The following is a 25,140-nucleotide window of genomic DNA, read 5'->3' as shown; positions in this document are numbered from 1 at the left end:
AACCCGAAGGCCCGGCCGCTCACGAGCGGCCGGGCCTTCGTGGCGCCGGGAGGTCGTCGCCCGGCGCCATCGGGTCAGGTCGCGAACCAGCCGTAGGTCTCGGAGAACGCATTGTCGTACTTCGGCCGGCTGCCACCGTCGGGCCAAGTGCGCGCGCGGGCGAGTCGGTGCTGGTGCGCGCCGGAGGATTCGCCCCACACCCGCGCCCGGTACTTGTCGTTGAAGCCTTTGGTGCCGATATCCGTGAAGCTGCCGACGAACGCCGCCGGATCCTTTCCCAGCCCTTGATGCACTGAGAAGTACATGATGCTGTCGCAGTCGGCCTTGGCCGCATCGTTGTGCGTTCTTGCCCGGGCCACGAGCCGTTGCACTCCATTCTGATCGCCCCACTGGTCCGTGACTCTGTAGTCCGACGCGTTCACCATCACGCTGCTGCCGTCCGGTTGCTCGCTGATCGTGAGGTGCACGTTGGGGGAATTCGCGACGTACGTGCCTCCGCCCACCACGAACCACCGGTTGTACAGGTCGTTCGTGTTGCGCAGGTAGAGCATCCACTGCGCATAGCCCTGCGCGCCGCGCTCCTGGTCCCAGGCGTATGCGCGCATCAGTTCGACCGAGGAGCCCTGGCGTTCGCCCCAGCAGGCGGCGACGAGCGTGTGCGGTGACGACGAGTCCTGCTTGGCAACGCTGAACGTCGAGCCGACGATCGCGTACCCGGCGGGCGACGCGGGCGGTGGCGCCGCCACGTGCGGATCGCCGTAGAGCCGCTCCAGCGTCTCGATGTCGACCTGCCGCAGGCTCTGGTCGCTGAGGTAGTAGAAGAGCGACCCGTCGCGAACGGTGACCGAGGGCTGCATGATCGACTGCTTATCGTTCGTGTGCTCCAGCCCCAACGCATGCCCGACCTCGTGCACGGCCACCGCGACCAGGTTCTTCACGATGGGGTTGCCGACGAGGGTCGTGAGGAGCCACAGCACCGGGTTGACCGGGTTGCCCGCCAGGTCCTGCTCGGCTTTCGTCCAGTTCTCTCCGTCGTCGAAGGCGATGTTGCGATGGTCACCGCTGCCGGGCGTCATGCGCGCGATCGCGTTCGGATTGTCCTTGCGCCAGTCCGCCCAGTCCGCGCGGTCGAAGTCGGTGAACGAGAGGTCGAAGAGCGCGTCGCTCGTGTCGACCTGCTGGAAGTCGAAGTTGGACACCTCCTCCCATCGGGCGAACGCCTCGGCGAGCTGCGCGGCGACCTCGGCCGGCGTGAGCGCCGGTTGCGTCGTCGGCGCGTTCGCGATCCGATACGTGATGACGCCTCCCGAGAAGCTGAGCTTCTCGAGCGGCTGATCCTGATTCGACATGCGTGTCCCCCAAGCGTCGCGGTGCGGATGAGCCCGGTCGCCCCCTGCGGCGCTGCGCGGACACCCGCAGCATACTCACGGCGCGGCCGAGCCCGAGACCCCGAGTTCGGGGGATGCCAGACGGGCGCGAGTGACTGATCGCTGCACTGTGCACCCTGAACTGGGGTGTGATGCTCCCTTGCTGCGCTCCGCGCGGGGGAGGACGCTATCGCTCGAGGTCGTTGTTGGGAGGAGACGTGCAGCCGATCGCGGCGAGAACAAGCATCTTCGATGTATCGCCGCTCGGCGACATCCCAAAAGAGTGGAACGACTTCAATACCGAGTGGGTACAGCCTGCCACTCACCTCGTCATCGGCGGGGGACTCTGCTGGTTGGCGCTGATCGTCACGGCGCGGATCATCGTTGCGGTCGCGCCATGGGCCAAGGCCAGGATCACACGAGGTGAGAGCCGATCAGCCAAGATCTTCGGATACGTGGTCACCGGTGGCACCTCGGCGCTCTTCGCCTGGATCGTCTCACTACCCGACACGTCGACGCAGGTCCTGGCGGTGATGCTCGTGATCGCAGCCATGCTCGGAATCGGCGGCACCATCTGCCTCGCGTGGGGCATGGCGACGACTGCGCGGCTCGATGCGACGGTCGTGCAGCCGTCCGGCTCAGCGAACAGCGCATGGTCCACCGAGTTGCTCACCCAGCTGCGGTCCATGAACGCGGATGCCCCGAAAGGTCGAGTCATCGAACGGCCAAGCGCAGGAGATCTGAACGATGTCGTCGTGGTGGCATCCGGATCGAGTCATTGGTTCGTAGAACTGATCGGGAACGGGTTCAACCTGTTGCTGAACCTGACACCCTGGCGACTCGAGGTCACCGTGTTCGACGCACAAGACGGCGTGGCGACGCTTCGCCGAAACGGCCGCGTCATCGAAGAGACCCCCCTCCGGCTCCCTCTCGACCCGTCGGACGCGAGCCATCCGGCGGAGCTCCTGAAGCTCGCTGCCGGCTTCGCCGCGACCATCCTCGCGAAGCAGTACCCCGATGTCGTGGGCTTCTACCGACCCCAGTCGTGGCGCGGCATCGGTCTGCTCTCCGTTGCCCGTGCATCTGCGGGTGCGAACCGGCATGCGTACATTCGCGAGGCCATCCAGGTCGACCCTCAGAGCATCCTGATCGAGTATGAAGACGTCTTCCTGCGGTACGACGAAAACACGGACTCCGAGGGGTTGATGGACCGACTCGAGCCGATGATCAACCGTGCTGCAGTGCTGAGCGGGCGAGCTGAGATTGCTTCGGACGTGCCTGGCAAGAAGTGGCACACAGCGAAGGAGTCGGATGCGCACAAATACTCCGAACCGCGCCTTCTCCTCCTTCGTTTGATGACCCTCTACACGACCGCTGCCCGCAACTACTCGGCGCACGGCTGGCCCTCGGATGAGCGGCGCGATCGGGCGACGCGAATCGTCGGTGCCCTCCTTGATGTGCTCCAGGAGTTGACCCCGGACGAGCAGGAACCCATCAGGGAGGCTGTTGCTCGTGTACGGGAGCGAGCCGGTCTGTGTTACCTGATCCTGACCGACGGTCGAGATCGAAAGACGATCACGCTGGCACTCCGGGAGCCGCTGGCTGCCGAGAGTTACCGCGAGTTGGCGGAGAAATGGGCGGAGGAGGCGGCGAAGTCGATCGACTTCGGTACGCGGTATTCGTACGCCTGCTATCTCGCGCGGAAGGCCCTCGCGACGGCGGACGAATCGGCTCGCAGATCGACGATCGGCGAAGCGGCCGAGCATCTCAAGGGTGTGTGTTGGCTCGATGACTACCGCGCCAGCGCCCTCGAGGACCCCGAACTCGAAGGACTCGGCAACGAGCCTGCAATGAGGGACGCAGTGCTCAAGCCGTTCAAGACCGGCTGGGAGATCGGTGTCTTTGCGATCCACCGAACATCGTTGAAGGCCATCGGAGTCACGGAGCCCAGTCAGCTCGCCGACTCGGCGATGCGAACCGGACTTCTCACAAGGTTCGGACTCAGTAACGAGAAGGCGGATGAGCTCGTCGACCAAGCAACGATTCTGCTCATCGCGCTGACCGCGGGCAGTCCGAAGTTGGACCCCCTCTTCCGCCTGCGAGTGACGAGCTCGCTCCTTGATGACCAGCATCACTCGATACCGACGCTGCTGACGGCCCTCGAGCGGCATCCGGGAGACGTCGCTGCAAGTGCTGCCAAAGCCGCTCACGGTTGGCCGTCAGCCGATGAACTGGAGCATACGCACGTCTTTCTGAGGGCCTTGGGCGCTGGTCTCGACCCGGTCGTCGAGGGACGGTGAGCTCAGCTTCCCGAACGGGTAGGCCGCGGGCACGGGCCGCAGTTCCAGATCCGCGCGTCTGCGGGCTACGGGAGTTTCGACACGACCTGAGGCGTCGGGAACCCGAGCTTCGTCGACGGCGGTCGGCGCGCCCATCGCCTGCCACTCGGCGAAGCTCAGCTTGTGGACGCCGCACGGGGTGGCCGAGAACCGTGAAGGGACACAGCACCAGCGGCCAGGGTGAGGGAGAGCGAGCGGATGCGGCATCCGTACCAGGCGATCGCGAGGGTCGTGAAGGTGTAGATCACGACGGCTTGCAGCGCGTATGCGGGGTAGTCGATCAGCCACCGCGGCTCAGATGGATCGGTGCCGAACGCCGCCGGGTTGTCGCTCACCGATGGCACGAGCGCGCCGACCCAGTAGCCGACGGCCTGCCCGATCGCGTAGATGAGCACCGCAACACCGATGGCCAGCCAGGCGCGGGCGGTGTGTGAGTGCCACACCGCTCGTGTCGCCCGCAAGGCCGACCGCGGCGTCCATCCATCAGCGCTCGGCGCTGCGATCGCACTCAACACCGGCGCGAACGTGAACGCCGCGACGACGAGCACAAGCATGGCGACGATGCCGATCATGAGCAGCTGCTCGCTGCCCGCCCGACTGCGCATGAGTTCGGGAATGAGCAGCAAGGCGAAGAGCGGAAGGCAGGCGACGACGGAGGCGAGCCACGTTCGAAGGAGGGCGGCGAGAGGCATGTTTCGAACATAGAGAGCGCGTGCAACACGGGGAATCCGGAAAACCCCCGGACTCGTCCGCAACGAGCTCGAATGGCGCCGACCGCACTCGAGGTGGTCATGGCGCTCGGTCGCTGCCGCAGAGCGAGTCGCTAGGGTGGCGGGTGTGGTTTCGGATCGGAAGCGTCGGCGCGCTGCGCGCAAGGTCAAGCCTGGTGATGGGCACGCGCTCAATCGTTTTCGGTGGTGGCAGATGTTCTCTCGCGCGCTGTTCCATCTTCGCCTCATTCGTGACGACGGCCTGCGTCAGATCTGGTCCGTCGACGTGCGGCTCGCGGGCGACTCGAACGGCGAAGTCTGGGCGCAGCTCTACCGCGACGGTCTGCATCACGCCGGATCCAAGCTCCCCGCGGCGTTCCCGGTGCCCGGCGGTACCGTCGAGGTGGTCGCCAGCAGCTACGGGCTGAAGCGCTGCCACTACCTGAGCGATGCCGGGGTCGAGCAGCAGCTGGTACCCGATTCCGCCTCAGCCGAGGGCCGGCGTGCGCGCCTGGATCGCGAGCACCCGGCTATGAGCCGTGCCATCGGGCTCGCGTCCATCGCTGTGCTCATCGTCGCCCTGATCCTCGGTGTCCCGCAGATCGTGGAGCAGATCTCCCAGATCCCACCCGTCGCTGAGAATGTCGGCTCCTTCACTTCTCCGATCCAGCTCCCGGTCGCGTTCAACATCACGCTCCTGGTGGCCACCGTCCTGGCCAGCACCGAACGCGCGCTCCGCCTGCGTCACCACTGGCTGCTCGATGGCGGGCTGTTCGACGGCGACGACTAGCGCCAATCGCACTCGGTCTTCGTCGAACTACCCGGCCGTGTCCGCGTGCCGGTGCACGACGCGCCATCCGTCGGACTCGCGGCGGTACACCTGGGTGGCGCGCAGCGTGAACCTGCGGGGCTCGCCGTCGATCGACGACGAGACGCGCTCGTAGCCCACGGTGTAGGCCATCTCGCTGAGCACGTTGAAGGCGATCAGGTCGAACGCGTACTCGGTGCAGTTCGAGAAGCTCGTCGAGAGCTCTTCGAACGCCTCGATCAGCTCGGCGCGATTCGCGGCGTTGCGCCACGCGCCGAGCACGGTGACCGGGTCATCCACCGACCAGATTGCTCGGCGCGGGCCGTCGTCGCCGTCGAACATGGCGCGTTCGGCTCGAACGAACTCGCTCTGAAGCCAAACCAAGAATTCCTCACGGTCGCTCATGGTCTCAGGATGCTCCGGTCGACAGCCGTGCACAATCGCCGCGTGCTCTTCAGGGCAGGAATCGGAGCACGATGCTCTGACTCTGCTCTGCCTTGCTCAGGGCATGATGGTCGATCCGCCGTCGGTCATGAGGGTCTGGCCGGTCAGGTAGCGGGAGTCATCGCTCGCGAGGAACGCCACGACCGGGGCGATGTCGTGCTCGGGGTCGCCGAGTCGACCGAGCGGCACACCGTCGACGACCTTCTGGTACTCGGCGGGGAAGGACTCCGACCACTGGCGGATGCCCGGCGTGAGCGCCACGGGTGAGACGAGGTTCACGCGTACTCCGTCGGCTGCCCACTCGTGCGCGGCGACGCGCGAGATCGCGCGAATCGCCTCTTTCGCGGCGGCATAGGTGACCTGCGTGGGCATGCCCTTGATGCCGGCGCCCGAGGCGAAGTTCACGATCGCGCCCTTGGTCTTCACGAGTTCGGGGTGCGCGGCGCGCATGAGATGGAACGTCGCGTACATGCCGCTGCCCAGTGAGAGATCCCACATCTCCTGTGTGGTCTCCATGATGGGTGCCTGCTGCGACGCGTGGGCGTTGTTGACGAGCACATCGAGCTTGCCGAACGCCTCGACCGCGGCGGCGACGATGACGGGAGCGTTCTCGGCATTCGAGATGTCCATCTGCAGGTAGCGGGCCGGGCGGCCCTTCGCGAGGCCCGCGACGACCTCTTCACCCGCCGCCTGGTCGATCAGGTCGACGACGAGCACGGAAGCACCCTCGTCGAGGAAGTGGCGCACGATGCCCTGGCCGATGCCGCCGGCACCGCCGGTGACGATGGCGACCTTCTCAGAGAGACGCATTTTGGGGTTCCTTTCGGTCATGCCCCCGAGTCGGAGGCGGGGTGAGGCTTGCCTCGACCTCGTCGAGGAAGCGGGTCAGTGTGGTCTGCAGGATGTGCCGCCCGCGGGCCGCGTTGAGCGGACGGGCGCGGAATCGCGAGACCTGCGGGTCGGATGCAAGTGCGGCGTCGGCGTTGACGTCAGCGGCGTCGGCGTCGGCAAGAGTCGAGAGTCGATCGATGCTGTAGTCGACATCGCGCTCATGGGGGAGCGGGGTGAGCGTCAATGCGGCCGCACCCATCACGATCGCGGCGGTGCCGATGAACACGTCACCCGCGGAGTCGTCGTCGGATCCGGCCTCGCTCAGGCGGTGCAGCACCAGGCCCGTCTGCTCGACGCTCGCGAGGTCGAGCACGCGGCCGGGGGAGATCACGGCGCCGAGGAGCCACGGATGGCGTTCGAATGCATGCCACATGTGCAATGCGAGGTGCTCGAGGGAATCGCGCCAGCTCGCGTCGCCGCGCGGAACCAGCGCGCGTTCGGTCGCCACGCGTGCGGCCATGCGCACGACGAGGTCGTCGCGGTCGGCGATGTGACGGTAGAGGGCCATGCCCGAGATGCCGAGTGCGGCGCCGACGCGGCGCATCGAGACGGCGCTCAACCCGTCATGGTCGGCGATGACGATGGCCGCGTCGGCGATCGCATCGGCGTCGATGCGTGTTGCCATCGCGTGCTCCTCTCGTTGTTTACAGTGTAAAGCCGCCGTGCGAGCGGCGCAATGCGAGCCCCCGCGCCGCCCTCCGCGCCTACCGCGCGTGCACGGTGTAGGTGGGATGCGTCGTCTACAGCCCGGAGCCATCGCATTTTCCTTCGGTGCCCCGAAGGCCGATGCTCCTGTGACCTCACCGCGGTCGCGCGCATGGCGGGTCACTCTTCTTGGCCGCGAAACTCCTGGATTAGCACGGGGTAGGCCGCATTTCCATAACCGGCCGTGACAGCTCGATCGGCCATCGCCTTGATCAGTTTCGGGAGCTCGGCGTTGACACCGGCCGTCTCACTCTCCTCGACCAGATGCCCCATCGCGCGCACGTCGGTATCCAGGGTGGATACGAAGGCAGGGAATGAGCCGTCGTCGATCTGGTTGGCATAGCCCGGCAGCCAGGTCGCGACGCCGGCCGCCATTTGCTGTGCGAATGTCGCGTATGTCGCGGCGTCGACCCCAGCAGTCTCCAGGAGGGCCGTGCCTTGGAGCCATGCGTTCAGAATGCTCCACATCATCACGAGTCCGCCAGCGTCGTAGAGCGCTGCCAGCCCGGGGTCGGCGCCGACGTAGGTTGTCACGCCGAGGGCGTCAAATGTCGATCGGTGGGCATCGAAGACCGCGTTCGATCCGCTCAGCAGGATCATCGCGTCGGGTGTCCCGATGGTTGAGGGGATCGCCATGATCGCGCCGTCCAGGTATGCGACGCCATGCTGCGCACCCCACTCGCTGGCCTCTCGAGCCTGGGCGGAACTGCCGGAGGTCAGATTGACCAGCGTGGTGCCGCTCAGTGCATCCGGGGCTGTCGCCATCAGCTCGGCCACAGCGTCGTAGTCGGTGAGGCAGGTGATTGTGAGGGGGCTCGCCGTGAGCGCGTCGCCGACAGTCCGTGCCAGCTCGGCGCCCTCGGTGATCAGCTGATCCGCCTTGCCTGTCGTGCGATTCCACACGGTCGTCGGATGCCCGGCCTGCACAAAGGCGCTGGCAAGTGCGCGTCCCATCAGTCCCAGCCCGATCACGGTTACCGGTGATTTCGTATCAGTTGTGCTCATGGCACCATCGTTAACGTTGATACCCATGTGAAGGTCAAGCGAGGTCATCATGCACATTGGCGAACTGAGTCGCCGGGCAGCCGTCAATTCCCACCAGCTGCGGTACTACGAAGCCCGAGGACTGCTCGAAGCTGACCGCGGTGCGAATGGCTACCGCGAGTACGACGAGAGCGCCGTTCTGCGTGTGAAACAGATCAGGCATTTGCTTGGTGCTGGCCTGTCGTCGGACGACATCGCGTACTTGCTGCCCTGCGCAGTCGGCGAGCTTCCCGAGCTGCAGGGTTGCCCGGAATTGCTGGCCGCAATGCGCTCACGTCTGCAGCGACTCGACGATCAGATGGCCAGCATCACGAAGTCACGCGAGGCGCTCACCACATACATCGCTGCGGCCGAGCGCATGAGCAATCAAAGCTATCCCCCGTTCGACGAGGCGGTCTTGGATGGCGTATCCGGCGCTTAACGCGGATGCACGGTGTAACTGAGATGCGTCGTCTTCGGTGAAGGCTCTGCACCGACCAGGTCAATAAGGTGGTTCCGCCCTGCCGCTCCCACGGGCGATCTCTGCGACGTAGGCAGCCAAGTTGCCCAGGGTCTGCTGACCACCCTCGATCGCACCGTGCTTCTCGATCGCCTCGTCACGCAGCTCCTTGGTGGGGAACACCGTGAGCATCTCGATCCGGGTCTTCTCCCCGTCGGGCGCGAATGTGAGCACCGACTCGAACGCATTCGGGTCACCGCGGTACTCGCCGTGGAGCATCGCGATCCGCTCCGGCGGGACGATCTCGGTCCAGGTGATCCACTCTTGGTAGTCCGTTCCGTCCGGCCCGTGCATCACGAAGTCCCACTCGCTGCCGACGCGGAACTCGAAGGCCCGCGTGGTGGTGGTGAATCCTTCCGGCCCCCACCACTGCGACAAGTGCCGCACCTCGGTGAACGCCTCGAACACCAGCTCCCGCGGGGCGTCGATCACTCGGGAGATCACGGTCTCGCGGTCGGCTGTCGCGGAGTGCGCCCGCGATTCTCGTCCAGTCGTCGTCATTCAGCTACTCCTCTTGTCTTTCCTGTTTGAGGTCTTGCACGTATGCGTCCAGCCGATCGAAGCTCTCGTTCCAGAACTGCTCGAACCCGCCGGTCCACTCGTGAACCGCTTGCAGCCCACGGGCGTCCACGTCGTACAGGCGTTGCTTGCCGGCCTTGCGGTCCCGCACCAGCCCGACCTCTCGGAGCACACGCAGGTGCTTCGAGGCCCCGGGCTGGGACATCCCCAGCTCCTCGGCGACCTCCGTCACCGGTCGTTCGCCTGCCCGCAGCAGCGTCAGGATGTCCCGACGCCGGGGCTCGGCGATGGCGTTGAAGACGTCCGACGTGGTCGCTGCTCGTGCCATGACGACAAACATATACCCATATCGGCAAGTGTCACAAACCGGAGCCGCGCACAGATTCAGTCCACCGGGTGAGTTCGGCCGACAGGTGCGCGGGGGCATCGAGTTGGATCAGATGCCCGGCTCCCTCGACGAGTGCGAGCGTCGAACCCGGAATGAGCGCGTGAAGACGGTGAGCCCGGTCAACGGGAATCCAGGTGTCGTCGACACCCCAGACGATGTGCGTCGGCTCGGTCAGGGCGGTGTAGAGCCCCTCGACCTCCTCGGTGAACCGTTCGTCGGCCTGCGCGATCTGCCGGTAGAAGGCGGGTTGGCCGAGTTCCCCGGTCCACGGGGCGACGAGCATCTCGAGCTCCGCTTCACTGAGGCCCCGGTGGCTCGCGCCCCGAATGTAGGCCTCGATGGCGCCGCGGTGGATCGCCGCCGGGAGCCGGGCGAAGACGTCTGCATGCTGCTGCACGAGGGTGAAGAACGCTGAGCCCCACGGGCGCAGCGCGACGACGTCGACGAGGCAGAGCGAGGCGTACCGGGCACCATGCAGGAGCCGGGCGCGGAGCGCGACGGCGCCGCCGAAGTCGTGCGCGATCACGTGCGGGCGATCGAGCTCCCACTGCTGCAACAGATGCGCGAACAGCTCGCCTTGCAGCCCCAGGTCGACGGCATGATCCGGATGCTTCGACGATGCGCCATACCCCGGCATGTCCCACAGGTAGACGGTGAACCTCGCCGAGAGCGCTTCGGCCAGCGGCCGCCAGAGGGCCGACGACCAAGGGGTTCCGTGCAGGAACACCAGTGCAGGGCCTTCGCCGAAGCTCTGCCACGCGACGGTTCGACCGTGCCACGCGAATGTTCGGTCGAGCTGTCGATCGGTCATCCAACGATCGTTGCAGATCGGCGTGATCAACGTCGCCAGTCACATCGGATGACCGTTCGGATCAGTCGAAGAGCGAGAGGTCGACGGATGCCGCGAGGGGCCTGGTAGCCCGCATCGTTGCCGTGGATGAAGTCGCCCATGTGCAGCGGTCAGGTCGCCGTGGTGAGCTTGCGGACCTGCGGACCTGCGGGGTTCCGGCGGCCCGTTCTGCGGCGAGATCGTGCGCGACCTGCATCGCAAGCCAAGCGCGCGCGATGTCGGATCATGGCACCCCGTCTCTGTCGCTGAAGTCGATGAATCCGTCGGAACCTCGACGCAACGGATGCGAAGGCTCATGGCAACGGCATCACGCGGCCTCTCTCAGCGCCCGAACCGACGCTGACGATGATCTTGCCAGTGGGTCGTTCGGTGGAGTTGAACCCCTGGACTGCGCCATCGAGCGGGTATACGGCGCCGACGCGGGTGCGCAGGCGCCCGTCCCTGGCCCGGTTCGCGATCTGCGTGAGCTGATCTCGGTTCGCTTCGACGACGAAGAACACTGAGCGGCCGTCGACGGGCTGGAGTGCGGGCGGCCCGGCGATCGTGACGAGGGTACCGCCGGCGCGAACGAGAGCGACGGAGCGTTCGCCGATATCGCCTCCGATGACATCGAAAACCAGGTCGACCTGCCCGACCGTCTCGAGGTCGTCGCTGCCGAGGTCGACGAATTCGTTCGCGCCGAACCCGGTCGCGGCGTCTCGGTCGGCAGTGCGGCCGGTGCCGATGACGTATGCACCGGTCTCTCGGGCCAGCTGGGTGACGATGGACCCGACGCCGCCGGCGGCCCCGTGCACGAGGATGCTCTGCCCGGGTCGGATACGACCGTGTTCGAACAGTCCCTGCCAGGCGGTGAGTCCAGAGATGGGGAGGCTCGCGGCGGTCACGAAGTCGATGTCCGCGGGCAGCGGGGCGAGGTTGCGGGCCTCGACGGCGGCGAACTCTGCGAGGGTGCCGTTCCGGGTCCAGTCCGCGAGTCCGAATACGCGCTGCCCGACGGTGAGTCCGGTTGTTCCGTAACCGAGTTCGGTGACGACGCCGGAGAGTTCGTGACCGGGGATGCTCGGGGTGCGGTCCCGGCCCGCCCGGTCGGTCCAGGTGCCCGGCCAAGTCAGCTCGCCCGGGGTGAACCCGGACGCGTGGACGCGGACGACGACGTCGTTCTCCGACGCGTGCGGTTCGGGCTGCTCGGTGACCGCCATACCGGCGGTGCCGGCGTTCGGGTCGGTGACGGTGATGGCCTTCATGCCTGTCCTCCTGTTCGGGTGATCCCACCCTTATAGACGACGTGCACCCGACCCACAAGACGTTCCGGACCTGCGGGTCAGGCGGGCAGCAGCTCAGACATGCGCCATCGTGACCGTGAGTCGAGCTCAGGGCAGCAGTGCGCCGATCTCCGGGATGTTCTCGCGGTAGCGGTCGAGGAGCGAACGCGCGACACCGACCGAATCGACGAGCGGATGCGCCGCGAACGCCCGCCAGGCCTGCTCGCGCGACCGCTCGTGCACGGCGCTGATGATGAGCCGTTCAGCCGACTTCACTTGCGTCATCAGTCCGAGCATCTCTCCCGTGACGGGAGCGATCGGCCACGGGTGCACGCCGTCGCCGTCGACGACGCAGCCCACTTCGACGACCGCGTCGTCGGGCAGCTGCGGCACGAGCGAGTTGTTCCGCACGTTGAGGATCATCGTCGAGGATCGACCGGTCGCGAGGGCGGCCATGAGGTCGAGCGCGACCTCGTGGTACCCGCCGCCGTCGACGTCGGACTCGTGGCGCTCTTCGTCGGCGGCTCGGCTCTCGGCCATGTAGCTCGACTCGCGCTCGCGCCGAGCGGCCAGCCACGTCGCGAGCGGGTCTTCGCCCGGGGCGGCGTAGAACGCCGACTGCTGGCGGTCGAGGAACTCGCCCCGGGTCGAAGGGGCCGAGCGGATGCGTTCGGTCGCCTCACGCGTGAAGTAGTAGTAGTAGAGGTACTCGTTCGGCAGTGCGCCGAGCGCCCGCACCCAGTCGAAGCCCATCAGGCGGGCCTCTTCGATGCTCTCGAGCGCCTGATCGGACTCGAGCAGCCGCGGCAGCAGCTCTTCGCCGCCGGCCGTCAGCGAGCGGAGCCATCCGAGGTGGTTCAGGCCGACGTAGTCGAATCCGATGTTGTCGGGGGATCCGGCGGCGGCGGTGGCCGCGCGGCGGATCAGCCCGATCGGGGTGTCGCAGATGCCGACGACGCGGTCGCCCAGTACCCGCTGCATCGCCTCGGTGACGATGCCCGCCGGGTTCGTGAAGTTGATCACCCACGCCTCGGGGGCGACCTTGCGGATCGTCTCGGCGAGTCGGGTCATGAACGGCACGGTGCGCAGCGCGTACGCGAGCCCGCCGGGGCCGACGGTCTCTTGACCGAGCACGCCGAGGTCGAGGGCGGTGCGCTCGTCGAGGATGCGCCCCTGGGTGCCGCCGATACGCACCGCGCTGAACACGAAGTCGGTGCCGCGAAGGGCCTCTTCGAGGTCGGTCGTCAGCGTGATGGTCGGCACATGCCGACGCTGCTTCGCAAGGCTCGTGAGGATCGCGCCGATCGTCTGCAGGCGCGATTCCGAGACGTCGTAGAGGCGCAATTCATCGATGCGCACGGGAGCGTGATCTGCGGAGACGGCCTCGAAGACCTGGGGAACACGGAACCCGCCGCCCCCGATGATGGTGAGCTTCACGCGACGCTCACCTCGACGCCCGCCTCGCGCAATACTCCGAGCGTCGCGGCATCCGCATCGTCGTTGGTGACGACTGCTGAAATCTGTTCGGGGCCGCAGACGCTCAAGACCCCGACACCCGGGAACTTCGACGAGTCGGCCAGCACGACGGTGCGCTGGGATGACTCGATCATCGCTCGCTTGATCGGAACCTCCATGCCCGTGGTGTCGGAAATGGTGCCGTCTGCTCTGATGCCGCTCGTACCGAGGAAGCAGGTCGTTGCGCGAATCTGCGCGAGCGCTTGCTCGGTGAGGGTGCCGATCATCGAGTTGTAGTTCTTGCGAACCGCTCCGCCGAGCACGATGAGTTCGACCACGTCGTCGTCGCGCAGTTCATCGATGACCGCGAGGCTCGAGGTGATGACCGTGATGCGTCGGCCGCGGAGCTGCCGGGCGAGGAGCGCCGTCGTCGTGCCGATGTCGATGATGATGACGTCTCCATCGGCCACGAGTGCGGCGGCCCGCTCAGCGATGCGCGCCTTCTCGGGGTGATGCTGGCGTTCGACGTCGGTGAACGGAATCTGGTCGGGCTCGATGCTGCCCCCGCCGCGCACGCGTCGGAGCAGGCCTTCGGCGCTCAGCGCGTTGAGGTCGCGACGGATGGTGGACAGGGACACACCGAACTGTTCTGCGAGCTCTTCGACGGTGACTTCGCCGTCGCTGCGCAGGGAGTTCAGGATGTGCGCCTGTCGCGTTGCTGTGAGCATGTCGACGATCGTAGCAGTCAACTTCGAGCATGAATTGACGCAGGAGCGTTCATTCGAGAGTATGTTCAGTCAAACCCGATCGGCGATCGCGCACGTGGTCGCAGTCAAGGAGGATTCGTGGCTGAACGAGCTGCCGGCGATGCCGTCGACGTGCTCCTCACCGGGCCGGTCTTCTTCGATCTGGTCTTCACCGACGTGAACGCAACGCCTCGGCCCGGCACGGAAGTGCACGCCGACGCGCTCGACGCCAGCCCCGGCGGGGTCGCCAACCTCGCCGTCGCGACCGCCCGTCTCGGCCTGAGCACTGCGCTCGCCGCGACGCTCGGCGACGACGTCTACGGCCGCTGGTGCTGGGAGTTCCTCGCCGATCGGGAGGGCATCGACCTCAGCTCGTCGCGGCTGGTGCCGAACTGGCCCACGCCGGTCACCGTCTCGATCGCGTCGGGCAGCGATCGCAGCATGATCACGCACGAGGTCGCGGCCCCTGTCACGCCCGGCGAGCTCGTCGGCGACGGTGTCACCGCGCGTGCGACGTTCGCCGACCTGGGGGCGATGTCCCGCGGGGCTCGTGCAGGCGGCGTCTGGTGGCGGGCGGCGGCGCACGCCGGCACGAAGATCTTCGCGGACATCGGTTGGGACTCGTCGGAGCGGTGGGATGCTGCCGACCTCGAGCCCCTCGACGACTGCTTCGCGTTCACACCGAACGAGTCCGAGGCCGTGGCCTACACACGCACGGACTCCGCCGTCGCCGCGGCACGAGCCCTCGCGGGCCGTGTGCCGCTCGTCGTCGTGACACGCGGCGAAGCCGGAGCAGTCGCGATCGACTCAGCGCGCGGCGAGGAGGTGACGGTGCCCGCCGTCCCCGCGAACGGGCGCGATGCGACGGGCGCCGGCGACGTGTTCGGTGCATCACTCGTGCTCGGAACGCTGCGCGAATGGCCGCTCGAGCAGAGCCTCTCGTTCGCCGCACTGTGCGCCGCCCTCGCCGTCGAATTCCCGGGCGGAGCGCTCGCCGCGCCCGGATGGGGCGACCTCGCCGACTGGTGGGATCGGACGCGCCGAGCCGGCGATCGCGAGCTCGTCGCGCGTTTCTCGTTCCTCAACGACGTGCTGCCCGAGACATCCGGCCGCCGCAGATCGGAATTCACGTTCCCCTTCGCCGACTACCGGGCAGCAGCAGCCCGGCGATCGTTCCACGACAAGAGAGGTACATCATGAAGCGAAACATCCGACTGACCGCAGCGGCCCTGGGAGGTGCTGCGCTCATCGTCGCCCTCACGAGTTGTGCGCCCGGAAGCGGCGACAACGGCGACGCCGCAGAGACCGGCGAGATCAGCACCGACATCTCGGACGTCGGCGACGTCACCCTCACTGTGTGGGACCAGGAGGTGCGCGGCGGCCAGAACGAGCAGATGGAGCAACTCAATGCCGCCTTCATGGAGAAGTACCCGAACGTGACGATCGATCGCAACTCGCAGTCGTTCGACGACCTCGCGACGACGCTTCGGCTCGCCCTCACCGATGCCGACGCACCCGACGTGGTGCAGGCCAACAACGGCCGCAACACGATGGGGCAGTTCGTCGGGGCGAGCCAGCTGCGCCCGCTCGACGACTACGCCGAGGCCTACGGATGGTTCGACCGGTACTCGCCGTCGGTGCTGCAATACTCGACCTACAGCGAGGATGCGAAGGTCTTCGGGGACGGCAACCTGTACGGGCTGCCGCAGGTCGGCGAGGTCGTGGGCGTCTTCTATTCCAAGAGCAAGCTCGAAGGGCTCGGCCTCGAAGTGCCCGCCGACTGGAGCGAGTTCGACGCCGCACTGAAGACGGCGGCCGCAGCGGGGGAGACCCCGATGCAGCTCGGCAACATCGAGCAGTGGCCGGCGCTGCACGTCTTCGGCCCGCTGCAGGGCGACTACGTCGACGCCGAGGTGATCACCGACCTCGGACTCGGCAACGCCGGCCAGAGCTGGACGACGCCCGAGAACGTCGAGGCGGCCGCCGCGCTGCAGGGTTGGGTCGACGCGGGGTACTTCAACGACGGCGTGAACGGCACCGACTACGACGCGGCGTGGCAGGCGCTCGCCGCGGGCGACGGGGTCTTCCTCATCGGCGGCTCATGGCTGGCAGCCGACCTGGCTGATGCGATGGGCGACGACGTCGGGTTCTTCATCCCGCACACGGCCGACGGCACGCCGGCGACCACCGGCGGCACCGGGCTGCCCTTCACGATCACCTCGGCCGCCGACAACAACGATGTGGCGGCCGCGTACATCGACTTCATCACGAGCGACGACGCGATGGACGTGCTCGCGGAGACCGGCAACCTGCCGGTGAACCGCACGGCCGAGCTCGCGCCCTCCTCGGGCGTGATGGCCGACGTGTTCACCGTGTTCGGCAACGTCACGGGCGAGGGCAGTCTGCTGCCGTACCTCGACTACGCGACGCCGACCTTCGCCGACACCATGGGGCAGTCGCTGCAAGACCTGCTGGCGGGCCAGGTGACTCCCGAGCAGTTCACCGAGGCGCTCGAGGCCGACTATGCGGAGTTCGTCGCAAGCAATGAGTAACGGCAACACCACGATCGGGCGGAGCGCCACTCGGCGCCCCGCCCGATCGGGCTGGGTGGCGTGGGCGTACCTCGCCCCCGCACTGCTGATCTACGGCGGATTCCTGCTCTTTCCGCTCGGCCGCGCCGCACAGTACTCCCTCTTCGACTGGGACGGCCTCGGCGAATCGACGTTCGTCGGCCTCGACAACTACGTCGAGATCCTCTACGACGAGCGCTTGCGCGAGGCGTTCTGGCACGCCCTCGTGCTCGTCTTCTTCTACGCCGTGCTGCCCCTCGTCATCGGGCTGGTGCTCGCGGCTCTGCTGACTCGTTCGAAGGTGCGCGGGATCGGATTCTTCCGCAGCGTCATCTTCCTGCCGCAGGTCATCGCCATGGTCGTCGTCGCCGTGACCTGGCGGCAGATCTATGCGCCCGATGGCCCGCTCAACGGCTTCCTGCGTCTCATCGGGCTCGATTCGCTGACCCGACCGTGGCTCGGCGACTACACCTTCACCCTGCCAGCCGTCGGGCTCATCGGCACCTGGGTGTGCACCGGCCTCGTCACCGTGCTGCTGATGGCCGGCATGAGCCGGGTGCCGCGCGAGCTGTACGAGGCGGCACGTCTCGACGGCTCCGGCCCGGTGCGCGAGTTCTTCGCGATCACCCTGCCCACCGTGCGCGGTGAGATCACGGTGGCGCTCACCCTCACGATCGTGGCCGCGCTCAAGACCTTCGACCTCGTCTACGTCACGACGAGCGGAGGCCCTGGCACCTCGACGACCGTGCCGAGCTACGAGATCTACCGCAGAGCCTTCGAGCTCGGGGATGTCGGTGTCGCCACTGCCGTCGGCATCGTGCTGACGATCATCGTGTTCGCCATCAACGGAGTCGTCAACATGATCGGAGAGCGGAAATGAAGGTCTCGCCGATCGAACGGGGCGCGAACTACGTCGTGCTCATCGTGTTCGCTCTCGTGGTGCTCGGCCCCATCGGCGTGATCATCACGCTCGCGTTCGGACCGAAAGACGCCTCTGCTGCCAGAGACGGCGGCACCTTCCACCCTGAGAACTTCCCCGAGGCGTGGGAGGTCGGCCGATTCGGGCAGTACATGCTGACCTCCGTGGTCGTGGCCGCGATCGTCGTCGTCGTCTCGGTGCTCGCCTCGATCCTCGCCGGGTATGCGCTCGGCACGATGCGCTTTCGCGGGGCGACGCTCGTCTTCTACGTGTTCCTGCTCGGCATCATGGTGCCGACCGAGGCATTCATCGTGCCGCTCTACTTCGACTTGCGCGTCGTTGGGCTCACCAATACCGTCTGGGGCGTCGCGGCGCCGCAGATCGCGATGTCGATCGCCTTCGGCACGTATTGGATGCGAACGTACTTCCGCTCCTCGAGCCGGGCGCTCATCGAGGCGGCTCGTCTCGACGGCGCCAATTCGATGCGCATCCTCTGGCAGGTGCTGGTGCCGATCGGGCGACCCGCGATCCTCACCCTCGTGCTGCTCGTCTTCATGTGGACGTGGAACGAGTTCCTCATCCCGCTCGTGATGTCGCCGAACGGCGATGTGCGAACGGCGCCGCTCGGGCTCGCGTTCTTCCAGGGGCAGTACACGCAGGGCACGGCCCTTCTCGCCGCGGGTGCCGTGATGGTCGCGTTGCCGGTCGTCGCGCTGTACATCTTCCTGCAGCGCCACTTCATCAAGGGCATGATCGAGGGCGCAGTGCGCGAGTAAGCGAGCAGATTCGCGCAGCCAAGCTGCGCGAATCTGCACGCACATGCTTGCGTGCATGATCGAATCTGCTCTAGCGTGGGACGGAATTCGGGGTGGCAGTCCGTCGTCCCGAGCGTCCAACGGAGGACCGCATGAAACGTCACCACGCAATCCTGCTCACTTCGCTGATCACGGTCGTCGCGCTCATGGCGCCGGGCAACGCGATCGCCGCGACGATGGGCAACGGCAACTCCGGCCCACCAGACGCGGCGCTGAAGTTCGACGTCGGAGATCCCGCGATCGCCACCGAGACCGAGCGCGAGAAGATCGACATCATGGGCATCTACGCCCACCCCGACGATGACGCCGGGTTCACGACGCCGTGCGGCGTCTGGCACGACCTCTACGGCGTGCGGTGCGGCATCATCATGGCGACGCGAGGCGAGGGCGGTTCGAACTCGGTCGGCCCCGAGGCGGGCCCCGACCTCGGCGTGCGCCGCGAGAATGAAGATCGCACGTCGCACGTTCGATCCGGCACCATCGACATCTTCAACCTCGACCGCGTCGACTTCTTCTACAACACCTCGGCGCCGCTCACGGCCAAGGTGTGGAACGCCGAAGAGACGCTGAGCCGCACCGTGCGGATCATCCGTGAGACGCAGCCCGAAATCCTCGTCGGCAGCACGCCGTCGCTCGCCGTCGGGCACGGCAACCACCAGTACGCGCAGGGCCGCATGGTCTGGGAAGCCGCGGCAGCGGCCGCCGACCCGAACATGTACCCCGAGCAGCTCACCGGTGTCAGTGCGGTCGAGCCGTGGCAGGTGAAGAAGGTGCTCGCCGGCGGGCTGACGACGGGCGCCGGTGGCACCGCCGGCCCGGCCTGCAACGCGGGCTTCGTGCCCGCGGCGACGAACCCGTTCACCGTCGTCGGCACGTGGACCGGCTACAAGTCGCCCTACGTGTGGGCCGACGGCAACCTCGCCGGCCAGGCGGCCGGATCGGCCAAGACCTGGGCGCAGGTCGGCCGCGAGGGCGGCAGGGCGCACCCGACGCAGGCGCGCACGATGCAGACCGCGCTCGTCGATCCGACGTGCCAGCGCTACGGCGTCTCGCAGTCGATCGTGCCGATGCAGCCGAACACCTCGCCCGACGCGGCGAACGACGATGCCGTGCTCTACGGCGCTGTCGTCGCCGACCCGGGCGGCATGCCGCTCGGTTCGGAGTTCTCGCTCTCGGCCGAGGAGTACTTCGAGGCTGCAGGCGAGCCGTTCACCGCGACCGTCGCGTTGCGCTCGGGTGACGGCGAGCTCGGTGGCGGCGCGGTGAGTCTCGTCGTGCCCGACGGCTGGCAGGTCTCCGACCCGGTCGAGATCGACGAGATCAGCGATGAGGATGCCGCGCAGGCGACGTTCACCGTCACTCCCGCGACCGACGCGGCCCCTGCCACGTACAAGATCGCGGCGGAGTTCGCGGGCAACGGAGTGACCGCGTACAACGACACGCGAATCCAACTCGTCGCGCCCGTCGAGGGGCGTTTCGAGCGCTGGGGCACTGCGGCCGAGTACGAGCAGTGGACGCAGGATCACGACGCCTACGTCGGCGGTCGCTCAGTGGCGGTCGCCCAGGTCGGCGCCGGTGAGACGGTGACGGTGCCGGTCGAGGTGACCAACCGCAGCGCCGGCGCCGAGTCGGGCGAGATCGCCCTCACGGTGCCGGCAGGCTTCGTCGCCGATGCGGCGGTGAAGCCCTTCGCGGGTCTCGCCCCGGGCGAGGTGACGACGATCGAGTTCGTCGTCACCCACACCGATCCGACCGACCCCGGCAGCCGAACGGCGACGTTCACCGCAACGACGACGTCGGGTGCCGGCACGTCGAGCGAGAACGAGACCGTGTACGTCGTGCCCACCGTGGTCATCCCGCAGCTCGCTGCCGCGCCGACGATCGACGGCACCGCCGACGACGTCTACACCGGCACGCCGGTGAACGTCGGCACGCGCTGGGAGGGAGCGGCCTGCGCCGCCGACGGCGTGGACTGCGGTGCAGGCAGCATCGCCCGGCTCGGTTGGCATGATGATGCGCTGTACGCGCAGATCCATGTGACCGACGACGTGGCGAGCGCCGCCTCGACGCCCGACCGCTGCTTCGGCCACTGGCTGGTCGACTCGGTCGAACTGCTGCTCGACCCGCGGGGTGACTCGATCGACACCTCGTCGACCTTCAAGCTCGGCATGTTCCCCTTCACCGACGACGCCGAGGCGACGAACGGCAACGGGGCAGACGGGCCGTGCTGGTCTCGCGACGCCGACAACCACCAGGGGTTCTCGACGGGTCCGCTCGCCGAGACCGTCGAGGGCGGCCTGAACGCCGAGGGCGTCGAGGTCGCGGTCGAGGTCGCACGCGAGGCCGACGGCACGTTCGCAGGTGGCGGATACGACATCGAGGTGAAGGTGCCGCTCGCCACGCTTCCGGCAGCCGTCGGGCCGACGAGCGCGGTGCCGCAGGGCGACGCGACGGTCAATGACCTCGACCCCGAGTACCTCGGGCTGAACGTCACGCCGTACGACTCCGACACGCAGGACTTCATCGGTCAGACTCGCACTGCATGGTCTGCCTTCGGCAGCCAGCAGTCGGAGCCGTATCGATGGGGTCACGCCTACCTCGACGGGTACGCGCCGCCGGCCGACCGGTCGGTCGAATCGGCCGAGCCGATCATCCCCGACACCGCCCTGCAGGGTGTGCAGTCGCCCCAGACGATCGCGCAGTCGGCGACGCGGGGCGGCACGATCTCGGGAGTGCAGCCGAGCGATGCGATGAGCATCGGCGACGTGAAGATCCAGCAGAAGAAGGTGCAGATCTCATACCGGTCCAGCGAGGCCGGAACGGTGCGCGTCTTCCTTTGGAAGGGAGACACGTCATTCATCCCCGTCTGGACGTCGAGTTGCGCCGGCGATGTCTACGGCTTCGAAGCCTGCTCCCCGTCGGATGGTGCGGCGCCGCCGTGGGCACCCGACATGAGCGGTCGGCTGGTGACGTCGTTCGAGCAGGAGGTCGACGCCGGCAAGGGCAAGCTGACGGTGCCGATCGACGCGAGCATCCGCTCCGCGCTCGCCGATGACGCGCAGATCCTCGTCTCCTACGCCGAGGAGCCTTCGGGTGACTCGACATCGGGGGATGGCGTGAACGCGTGGAGCTTCCCGATCGAGGCGCACCGCCCCGGCAAGGGCTGAATTCGGCTCATGAACGCCCGGCTCCCATCACGGGGGCCGGGCGTTCTCAGCGCCAGCCGGTGAGCTTGTCGGGGTTGCGCATCACCCATACCGCGGTGACGGCACCATCGCCCACGCCGAGCGAGATGATGGCGAAGATCTGCCGCGAGTCGGCGAGGGCGAGGCCGGGGCCGTCGACGAGATCGAGCGGCCGCAACTCCCGGCCCGGGCTCTTCGCGAGCACGCCGACGAGGAAGCGGGCGACGTGGTCGGCCCCGCGCACCGGTTTGCGCGCGGTGTTCACGACTCCGCCGCCGTCGGAACGGAGTTCGACTCTCGGGTCGAGCATCGAGACGAGGCCCGCGAGGTCGCCGGTGTTCGCCGCAGCGGCGAACGCCCGCACGAGATCGTCACGGTGAGTCGCCGACGGCGCACGCGGTGCCGAGCGGATGCGCCGGCGACTCGTCGAGGCCAGTTGGCGCACCGCGTCGGGGGTGCGACCGACGACCTCGGCGACCTCGGCGAACGGCATGCCGAAGATGTCGTGCAGCACGAATGCCACCCGCTCCGCCGGCGACAGCGAGTCGAGCACGACCATGAGTGCTGCGCCGACCTCGTCGTCGAGGGTCACGCGATCGAGGGGATCGGTCGGCGCAGAGGCATCCGTGAGTCGCCCCGCCGGAAGCGGCTCCGGCAGCCACTCGCCGACGTACTGCTCACGCCGCGCGCGTGCCGACCCGAGCACGTCGAGGCAGACTCGACCGGCGACCCGGGTGAGCCATGCGGCCGGTGACCGCACGCCGCGCCGTTCCTGCTCCGAGAGGCGGAACCAGCGGGCGTACGTCTCTTGCACAGCGTCTTCGGCGTCGGCCACGGTGCCGAGCATGCGGTAGGCGAGGGCGACGAGCCGCCGCCGCTCGCCCAGCACTTCGTCGCTCACCAACTCAGGATGCCGCATGCGCGGCCGCCTCGGTGAGCGCCTCCCGCCAGGTCACGCGGCCGACGATGAGCGGATGCCCCGACTCGGGGTTCGGCGTGAGCACGCCCTCCGGTGCGCCCTCGGTGCCCATGATCGGCGATCTCGCGACCGTCTCGACGCCGCGGTCATCGCCGAGCATCTCGAAGGTGCCGCGCACGAGGTCGTCGAGGTGGAGTTGCTCAGGGCCGGCGATTTCGACCGTGCCGGCCGGAGCCTGGTCGACGAGGAGTCGCACGAGCTCGGCGGCGACGTCGGAGGGCGCAATCGGCTGCACGAGGTCGTGCGGCACGTGCGCCCGCCCGTCGACGGTCGTCCAATCGGCGATCTGGCGGCCGAAGGTGGCGAACTGCGTCGCCCGGAGGATGGTGACCGGCACGCCGGCCGAGCGGGCGGCCTGTTCCTGGGCGATCTTCCCGCGATAGTGCGGGTTGCCCGGCACGTGATCGATGCCGACGATCGAGAGCAGCACGTGGTGGCGCACCCCCGCCGCGGTCTCGGCGTCGGCGATGTTGCGTGCCGAGACCGAGAAGAACTCCAGCGGCCCGTCGGGATCCCTGGTGCGGGCGTTGCTGACGTCGACGACGGCATCCGCGCCGACGAGCACCTCGGCAAGCCCTTCGCCCGTGACGGTGTCGACGCCGGTCGACGGTGCAGCGACGACGGCCTCATGCCCCACCGCCCGCAACAGCTCGACGACCTGCCGTCCGATGAAGCCCGTGCCTCCGATGACGACGATCCGCATGGTGTCTCCTGTTTCTCTGCTGTACGTGCACTCGTGCACTCGCGCCGATCGGCGCCCGAAGTGTTGACGACGCAGCCCGACGAAATGTGAGATCTGGTTTCCGGCTCTCGCGACGGCCGGCTGAGCGCGACGCGCGTCAGTTCGGCCGAGCGGATGCCGCGGTCCCGCGGTCCCGTTCGTGCGCCCAGATCGCGAGCTCGACGCGATTGCGGGCACCGATCTTCGCCATGATGCTCGCGATGTGCGTCTTCACCGTGCTGAGCGAGATGTGCAGTTCGCTGCCGATCTCGGTGTTGCCGAGGCCGCGCGCCACCGCGGCGAGCACGTCGGCCTCACGATCGGTGAGGGGGGGTCGCCGGGCCCGACGGCGGCTCGGGCGTCGAGCCCGCGAATGCCTCGATCAGGCGCACCGTGACGTTCGGGTCGATGAGGGCGTCGCCGCGTGCGGCCGCGTGCACCGCCTCGCGCAGCAGGGTCGCGCCGGCGTTCTTCAACAGGAACCCGCGCGCGCCCGCGCGAAGTGCACCGTAGACGTACTCGTCGAGATCGAAGGTCGTGATCACGACCACGGGAATCGGGTCGCGAACGTCGGGGCCGGCAAGCGCTCGCGTCGCGTCGAGACCGTCCATCACCGGCATCCGGATGTCGAAGAGGCACACATCGGGCCGGATGCTCCGCGCGAGCGCCACCGCCTCGGCGCCGTCGGCGGCCTCGCCGACCACCTCGATGTCGGGTTGGGCGTCGAGGATCATCCGCAGCCCGGTGCGAACGAGCGCCTGGTCGTCGGCGATGAGCACGCGCACGCTCACGGCGCCCACCCCGCCCTCGGGAGGTCCGCGGTGACCGCCCAGCCGTGGCCGCCGGGAACGGCGCCGGCCTCGCACGTGCCGCCGAGCAGAGCGGCGCGTTCGATCATGCCCGTGATGCCATAGCCCGGCAGAGCGGATGCCGCGGGCTCGCCGTCGTCGCGAACGTCGAGCCGCACACCGGACGCGTCGACGAACACGCGCACCTCGACACGCGTCGCGCCCCGCGCGTGCCGACGCGCATTCGTCACGGCCTCCTGGGCGAGCCGGAACACCGCGGCACCGACGGGAGGTGGCAGCGCATCCAACGCGCCGTCGACGTGCACCTCGACCGCGGGGCCTCCGCCCACGGGTCGGGCGAGCAGCCCGAGCTCGGGGATGCCGGGGGTCGGCGCGAGCTCGGCGGCATCCGCTCGCCTGAGCACTCGCACCATCGAACGCATCTCCTCGAGCGTGCGTGACGCCTCGCCCTCGATGATGCGGAGCACCTCGGCCGCGGCATCCGGATCGCTCGCCGCGACCGCCGTGCCCGCCTGCGCCTGGATCGCGATCGCCGAAACATGGTGGGCGACCGTGTCGTGCAGGTCGCGCGCGAGCTGTTCTCGTTCGAGGAGCCGCATGCGATCGAGCTCACGGGCCCTCGCACCGGCGCGCCACCGGAAGGCGAGGCCGAGCGAGCCCGTCGTCACCACCACGGCGAGTCCGCCGACGACATCGCCGACCGTGGGCGGCCCGAACCGCAGCGAGAGGAGCGAGCTCGCGAGCAGTATCGCGCCACCCGCGATCATCGCCCGACCCGAACCCCAGCGCATCACCGCGTACACGAAGATCAGGAGGTACGCCGTGGTGAAGAACTGCGGGTCACCGCCGGTCGCGAAGCCGACGACCGACCCGGCCGCGAACGCGATGCCGAGCATCGTCAGCGGGCGCGTGCGGCGCCAGAGCAACGTCGGCACGAGTGCGACCAGCACGATCGCCCAGAGCCACCGCCAGGGAACCTCGGGCCGGGCGAGCGCCTCGATCAGCGCGAGCGGCGGCAGCACACCGACGAGCACCCAGTCGCGCCAGACCCGCCGCGGCGGTGGCGGGAAGGCGGCCGGCGCCTGCCACAGTGCCCGGACGGGGCTCGTCATTCC

General features: G+C 68.0%; 25 protein-coding genes. 8 read left to right on the top strand and 17 right to left on the bottom strand.

Annotation, left to right across the window (positions count from 1 at the left end):
• Positions 1-74: 74 nt before the first annotated feature.
• Entirely contained in the window at positions 75-1,349 is a 1,275-nt protein-coding gene (locus AC1C2R_RS03525; RefSeq protein ID WP_495378972.1) for a matrixin family metalloprotease, read from the bottom strand.
• Between the two features lie 236 nt (positions 1,350-1,585).
• Between AC1C2R_RS03525 and AC1C2R_RS03520 the strand changes: the two genes are divergently transcribed.
• Complete coding sequence (locus tag AC1C2R_RS03520; RefSeq protein ID WP_495378971.1) at positions 1,586-3,667, top strand: hypothetical protein; 2,082 nt, start codon at positions 1,586-1,588, stop codon at positions 3,665-3,667.
• Between the two features lie 155 nt (positions 3,668-3,822).
• Here AC1C2R_RS03520 and AC1C2R_RS03515 read toward each other — a convergent pair whose 3' ends face one another.
• Positions 3,823-4,398, bottom strand: coding sequence for a hypothetical protein (locus AC1C2R_RS03515; protein WP_495351159.1), 576 nt, complete (start codon positions 4,396-4,398; stop codon positions 3,823-3,825).
• Between the two features lie 232 nt (positions 4,399-4,630).
• Between AC1C2R_RS03515 and AC1C2R_RS03510 the strand changes: the two genes are divergently transcribed.
• Complete coding sequence (locus AC1C2R_RS03510; RefSeq protein ID WP_495378970.1) at positions 4,631-5,206, top strand: hypothetical protein; 576 nt, start codon at positions 4,631-4,633, stop codon at positions 5,204-5,206.
• A 27-nt stretch (positions 5,207-5,233) separates the two neighbouring features.
• Here the strand turns inward: AC1C2R_RS03510 and AC1C2R_RS03505 are convergent, their stop codons facing one another.
• From AC1C2R_RS03505 to AC1C2R_RS03490, 4 genes are all read right to left on the bottom strand, one after another.
• Positions 5,234-5,629 (bottom strand): YybH family protein, encoded by a 396-nt coding sequence (locus AC1C2R_RS03505; protein ID WP_495378969.1) that lies wholly within the window; start codon positions 5,627-5,629, stop codon positions 5,234-5,236.
• A 96-nt stretch (positions 5,630-5,725) separates the two neighbouring features.
• The gene (locus AC1C2R_RS03500) at positions 5,726-6,478 is read right to left on the bottom strand and encodes an SDR family NAD(P)-dependent oxidoreductase (protein ID WP_495351156.1); all 753 of its coding nucleotides are present in this window, start codon (positions 6,476-6,478) and stop codon (positions 5,726-5,728) included.
• Complete coding sequence (locus AC1C2R_RS03495; RefSeq protein WP_495378968.1) at positions 6,465-7,184, bottom strand: TetR/AcrR family transcriptional regulator; 720 nt, start codon at positions 7,182-7,184, stop codon at positions 6,465-6,467. The genes AC1C2R_RS03500 and AC1C2R_RS03495 overlap by 14 nt, the downstream gene beginning before the upstream one ends.
• 200 nt (positions 7,185-7,384) lie before the next feature.
• Positions 7,385-8,269, bottom strand: a complete 885-nt coding sequence (locus AC1C2R_RS03490) for an NAD(P)-dependent oxidoreductase (protein ID WP_495351154.1) — start codon at positions 8,267-8,269, stop codon at positions 7,385-7,387.
• 49 nt (positions 8,270-8,318) lie between these two features.
• On the opposite strand from AC1C2R_RS03490, the gene AC1C2R_RS03485 reads away from it, so the two are divergent.
• Complete coding sequence (locus AC1C2R_RS03485) at positions 8,319-8,729, top strand: MerR family transcriptional regulator (RefSeq protein WP_495351153.1); 411 nt, start codon at positions 8,319-8,321, stop codon at positions 8,727-8,729.
• A 60-nt stretch (positions 8,730-8,789) separates the two neighbouring features.
• Here AC1C2R_RS03485 and AC1C2R_RS03480 read toward each other — a convergent pair whose 3' ends face one another.
• From AC1C2R_RS03480 to AC1C2R_RS03455, 6 genes are all read right to left on the bottom strand, one after another.
• Positions 8,790-9,308: an SRPBCC family protein gene (locus tag AC1C2R_RS03480; RefSeq protein ID WP_495378967.1), complete on the bottom strand. Its 519-nt coding sequence runs from the start codon at positions 9,306-9,308 to the stop codon at positions 8,790-8,792.
• Between the two features lie 4 nt (positions 9,309-9,312).
• The gene (locus AC1C2R_RS03475; RefSeq protein WP_495351151.1) at positions 9,313-9,654 is read right to left on the bottom strand and encodes an ArsR/SmtB family transcription factor; all 342 of its coding nucleotides are present in this window, start codon (positions 9,652-9,654) and stop codon (positions 9,313-9,315) included.
• Between the two features lie 31 nt (positions 9,655-9,685).
• Positions 9,686-10,525 carry an alpha/beta fold hydrolase gene (locus tag AC1C2R_RS03470; protein ID WP_495378966.1) on the bottom strand — a complete coding sequence of 280 codons (840 nt, stop codon included), beginning with the start codon at positions 10,523-10,525 and terminating at the stop codon, positions 9,686-9,688.
• A gap of 332 nt (positions 10,526-10,857) precedes the next feature.
• Positions 10,858-11,808 carry an NADP-dependent oxidoreductase gene (locus AC1C2R_RS03465; protein ID WP_495378965.1) on the bottom strand — a complete coding sequence of 317 codons (951 nt, stop codon included), beginning with the start codon at positions 11,806-11,808 and terminating at the stop codon, positions 10,858-10,860.
• A 126-nt stretch (positions 11,809-11,934) separates the two neighbouring features.
• A complete protein-coding gene (locus tag AC1C2R_RS03460) occupies positions 11,935-13,263 on the bottom strand; it encodes a 6-phospho-beta-glucosidase (RefSeq protein ID WP_495378964.1) in 1,329 nt (442 codons plus the stop codon).
• The gene (locus AC1C2R_RS03455; RefSeq protein ID WP_495378963.1) at positions 13,260-14,009 is read right to left on the bottom strand and encodes a DeoR/GlpR family DNA-binding transcription regulator; all 750 of its coding nucleotides are present in this window, start codon (positions 14,007-14,009) and stop codon (positions 13,260-13,262) included. The genes AC1C2R_RS03460 and AC1C2R_RS03455 overlap by 4 nt, the downstream gene beginning before the upstream one ends.
• Positions 14,010-14,126: 117 nt before the next feature.
• Between AC1C2R_RS03455 and AC1C2R_RS03450 the strand changes: the two genes are divergently transcribed.
• The 5 genes from AC1C2R_RS03450 (at position 14,127) to AC1C2R_RS03430 (ending at position 21,498) form a co-directional block, all read left to right on the top strand.
• Positions 14,127-15,227 (top strand): carbohydrate kinase family protein, encoded by a 1,101-nt coding sequence (locus AC1C2R_RS03450; RefSeq protein WP_495378962.1) that lies wholly within the window; start codon positions 14,127-14,129, stop codon positions 15,225-15,227.
• Positions 15,224-16,579 (top strand): ABC transporter substrate-binding protein, encoded by a 1,356-nt coding sequence (locus AC1C2R_RS03445; RefSeq protein ID WP_495378961.1) that lies wholly within the window; start codon positions 15,224-15,226, stop codon positions 16,577-16,579. Before AC1C2R_RS03450 ends, AC1C2R_RS03445 begins: the two co-directional genes overlap by 4 nt.
• Positions 16,572-17,477, top strand: coding sequence for a carbohydrate ABC transporter permease (locus AC1C2R_RS03440; RefSeq protein WP_495351144.1), 906 nt, complete (start codon positions 16,572-16,574; stop codon positions 17,475-17,477). The genes AC1C2R_RS03445 and AC1C2R_RS03440 overlap by 8 nt, the downstream gene beginning before the upstream one ends.
• Positions 17,474-18,292, top strand: coding sequence for a carbohydrate ABC transporter permease (locus AC1C2R_RS03435; RefSeq protein WP_495378960.1), 819 nt, complete (start codon positions 17,474-17,476; stop codon positions 18,290-18,292). The genes AC1C2R_RS03440 and AC1C2R_RS03435 overlap by 4 nt, the downstream gene beginning before the upstream one ends.
• Before the next feature lie 131 nt (positions 18,293-18,423).
• Positions 18,424-21,498: a sugar-binding protein gene (locus AC1C2R_RS03430; RefSeq protein WP_495378959.1), complete on the top strand. Its 3,075-nt coding sequence runs from the start codon at positions 18,424-18,426 to the stop codon at positions 21,496-21,498.
• 46 nt (positions 21,499-21,544) lie between these two features.
• On the opposite strand, the gene sigJ is transcribed toward AC1C2R_RS03430, so the two are convergent.
• The 5 genes from sigJ to AC1C2R_RS03405 all read right to left on the bottom strand — a co-directional run bounded on the left by sigJ (position 21,545) and on the right by AC1C2R_RS03405 (position 25,137).
• Positions 21,545-22,417, bottom strand: coding sequence for an RNA polymerase sigma factor SigJ (gene sigJ / locus AC1C2R_RS03425; protein ID WP_495378958.1), 873 nt, complete (start codon positions 22,415-22,417; stop codon positions 21,545-21,547).
• A 4-nt stretch (positions 22,418-22,421) separates the two neighbouring features.
• Complete coding sequence (locus AC1C2R_RS03420; RefSeq protein WP_495378957.1) at positions 22,422-23,198, bottom strand: SDR family oxidoreductase; 777 nt, start codon at positions 23,196-23,198, stop codon at positions 22,422-22,424.
• 136 nt (positions 23,199-23,334) lie between these two features.
• The gene (locus AC1C2R_RS03415) at positions 23,335-23,523 is read right to left on the bottom strand and encodes a response regulator transcription factor (RefSeq protein WP_495378956.1); all 189 of its coding nucleotides are present in this window, start codon (positions 23,521-23,523) and stop codon (positions 23,335-23,337) included.
• Positions 23,524-23,530: 7 nt separating this feature from the next.
• A complete protein-coding gene (locus tag AC1C2R_RS03410) occupies positions 23,531-24,007 on the bottom strand; it encodes a response regulator (RefSeq protein WP_495378955.1) in 477 nt (158 codons plus the stop codon).
• Entirely contained in the window at positions 24,004-25,137 is a 1,134-nt protein-coding gene (locus AC1C2R_RS03405) for a histidine kinase (protein WP_495378954.1), read from the bottom strand. The genes AC1C2R_RS03410 and AC1C2R_RS03405 overlap by 4 nt, the downstream gene beginning before the upstream one ends.
• Positions 25,138-25,140 lie beyond the last annotated feature (3 nt).

This window comes from Agromyces sp. Y182, from assembly GCF_059445385.1.
Note: the sequence above shows the minus strand (reverse complement) of the source record. Positions and strands in the feature narration are given on the sequence as shown.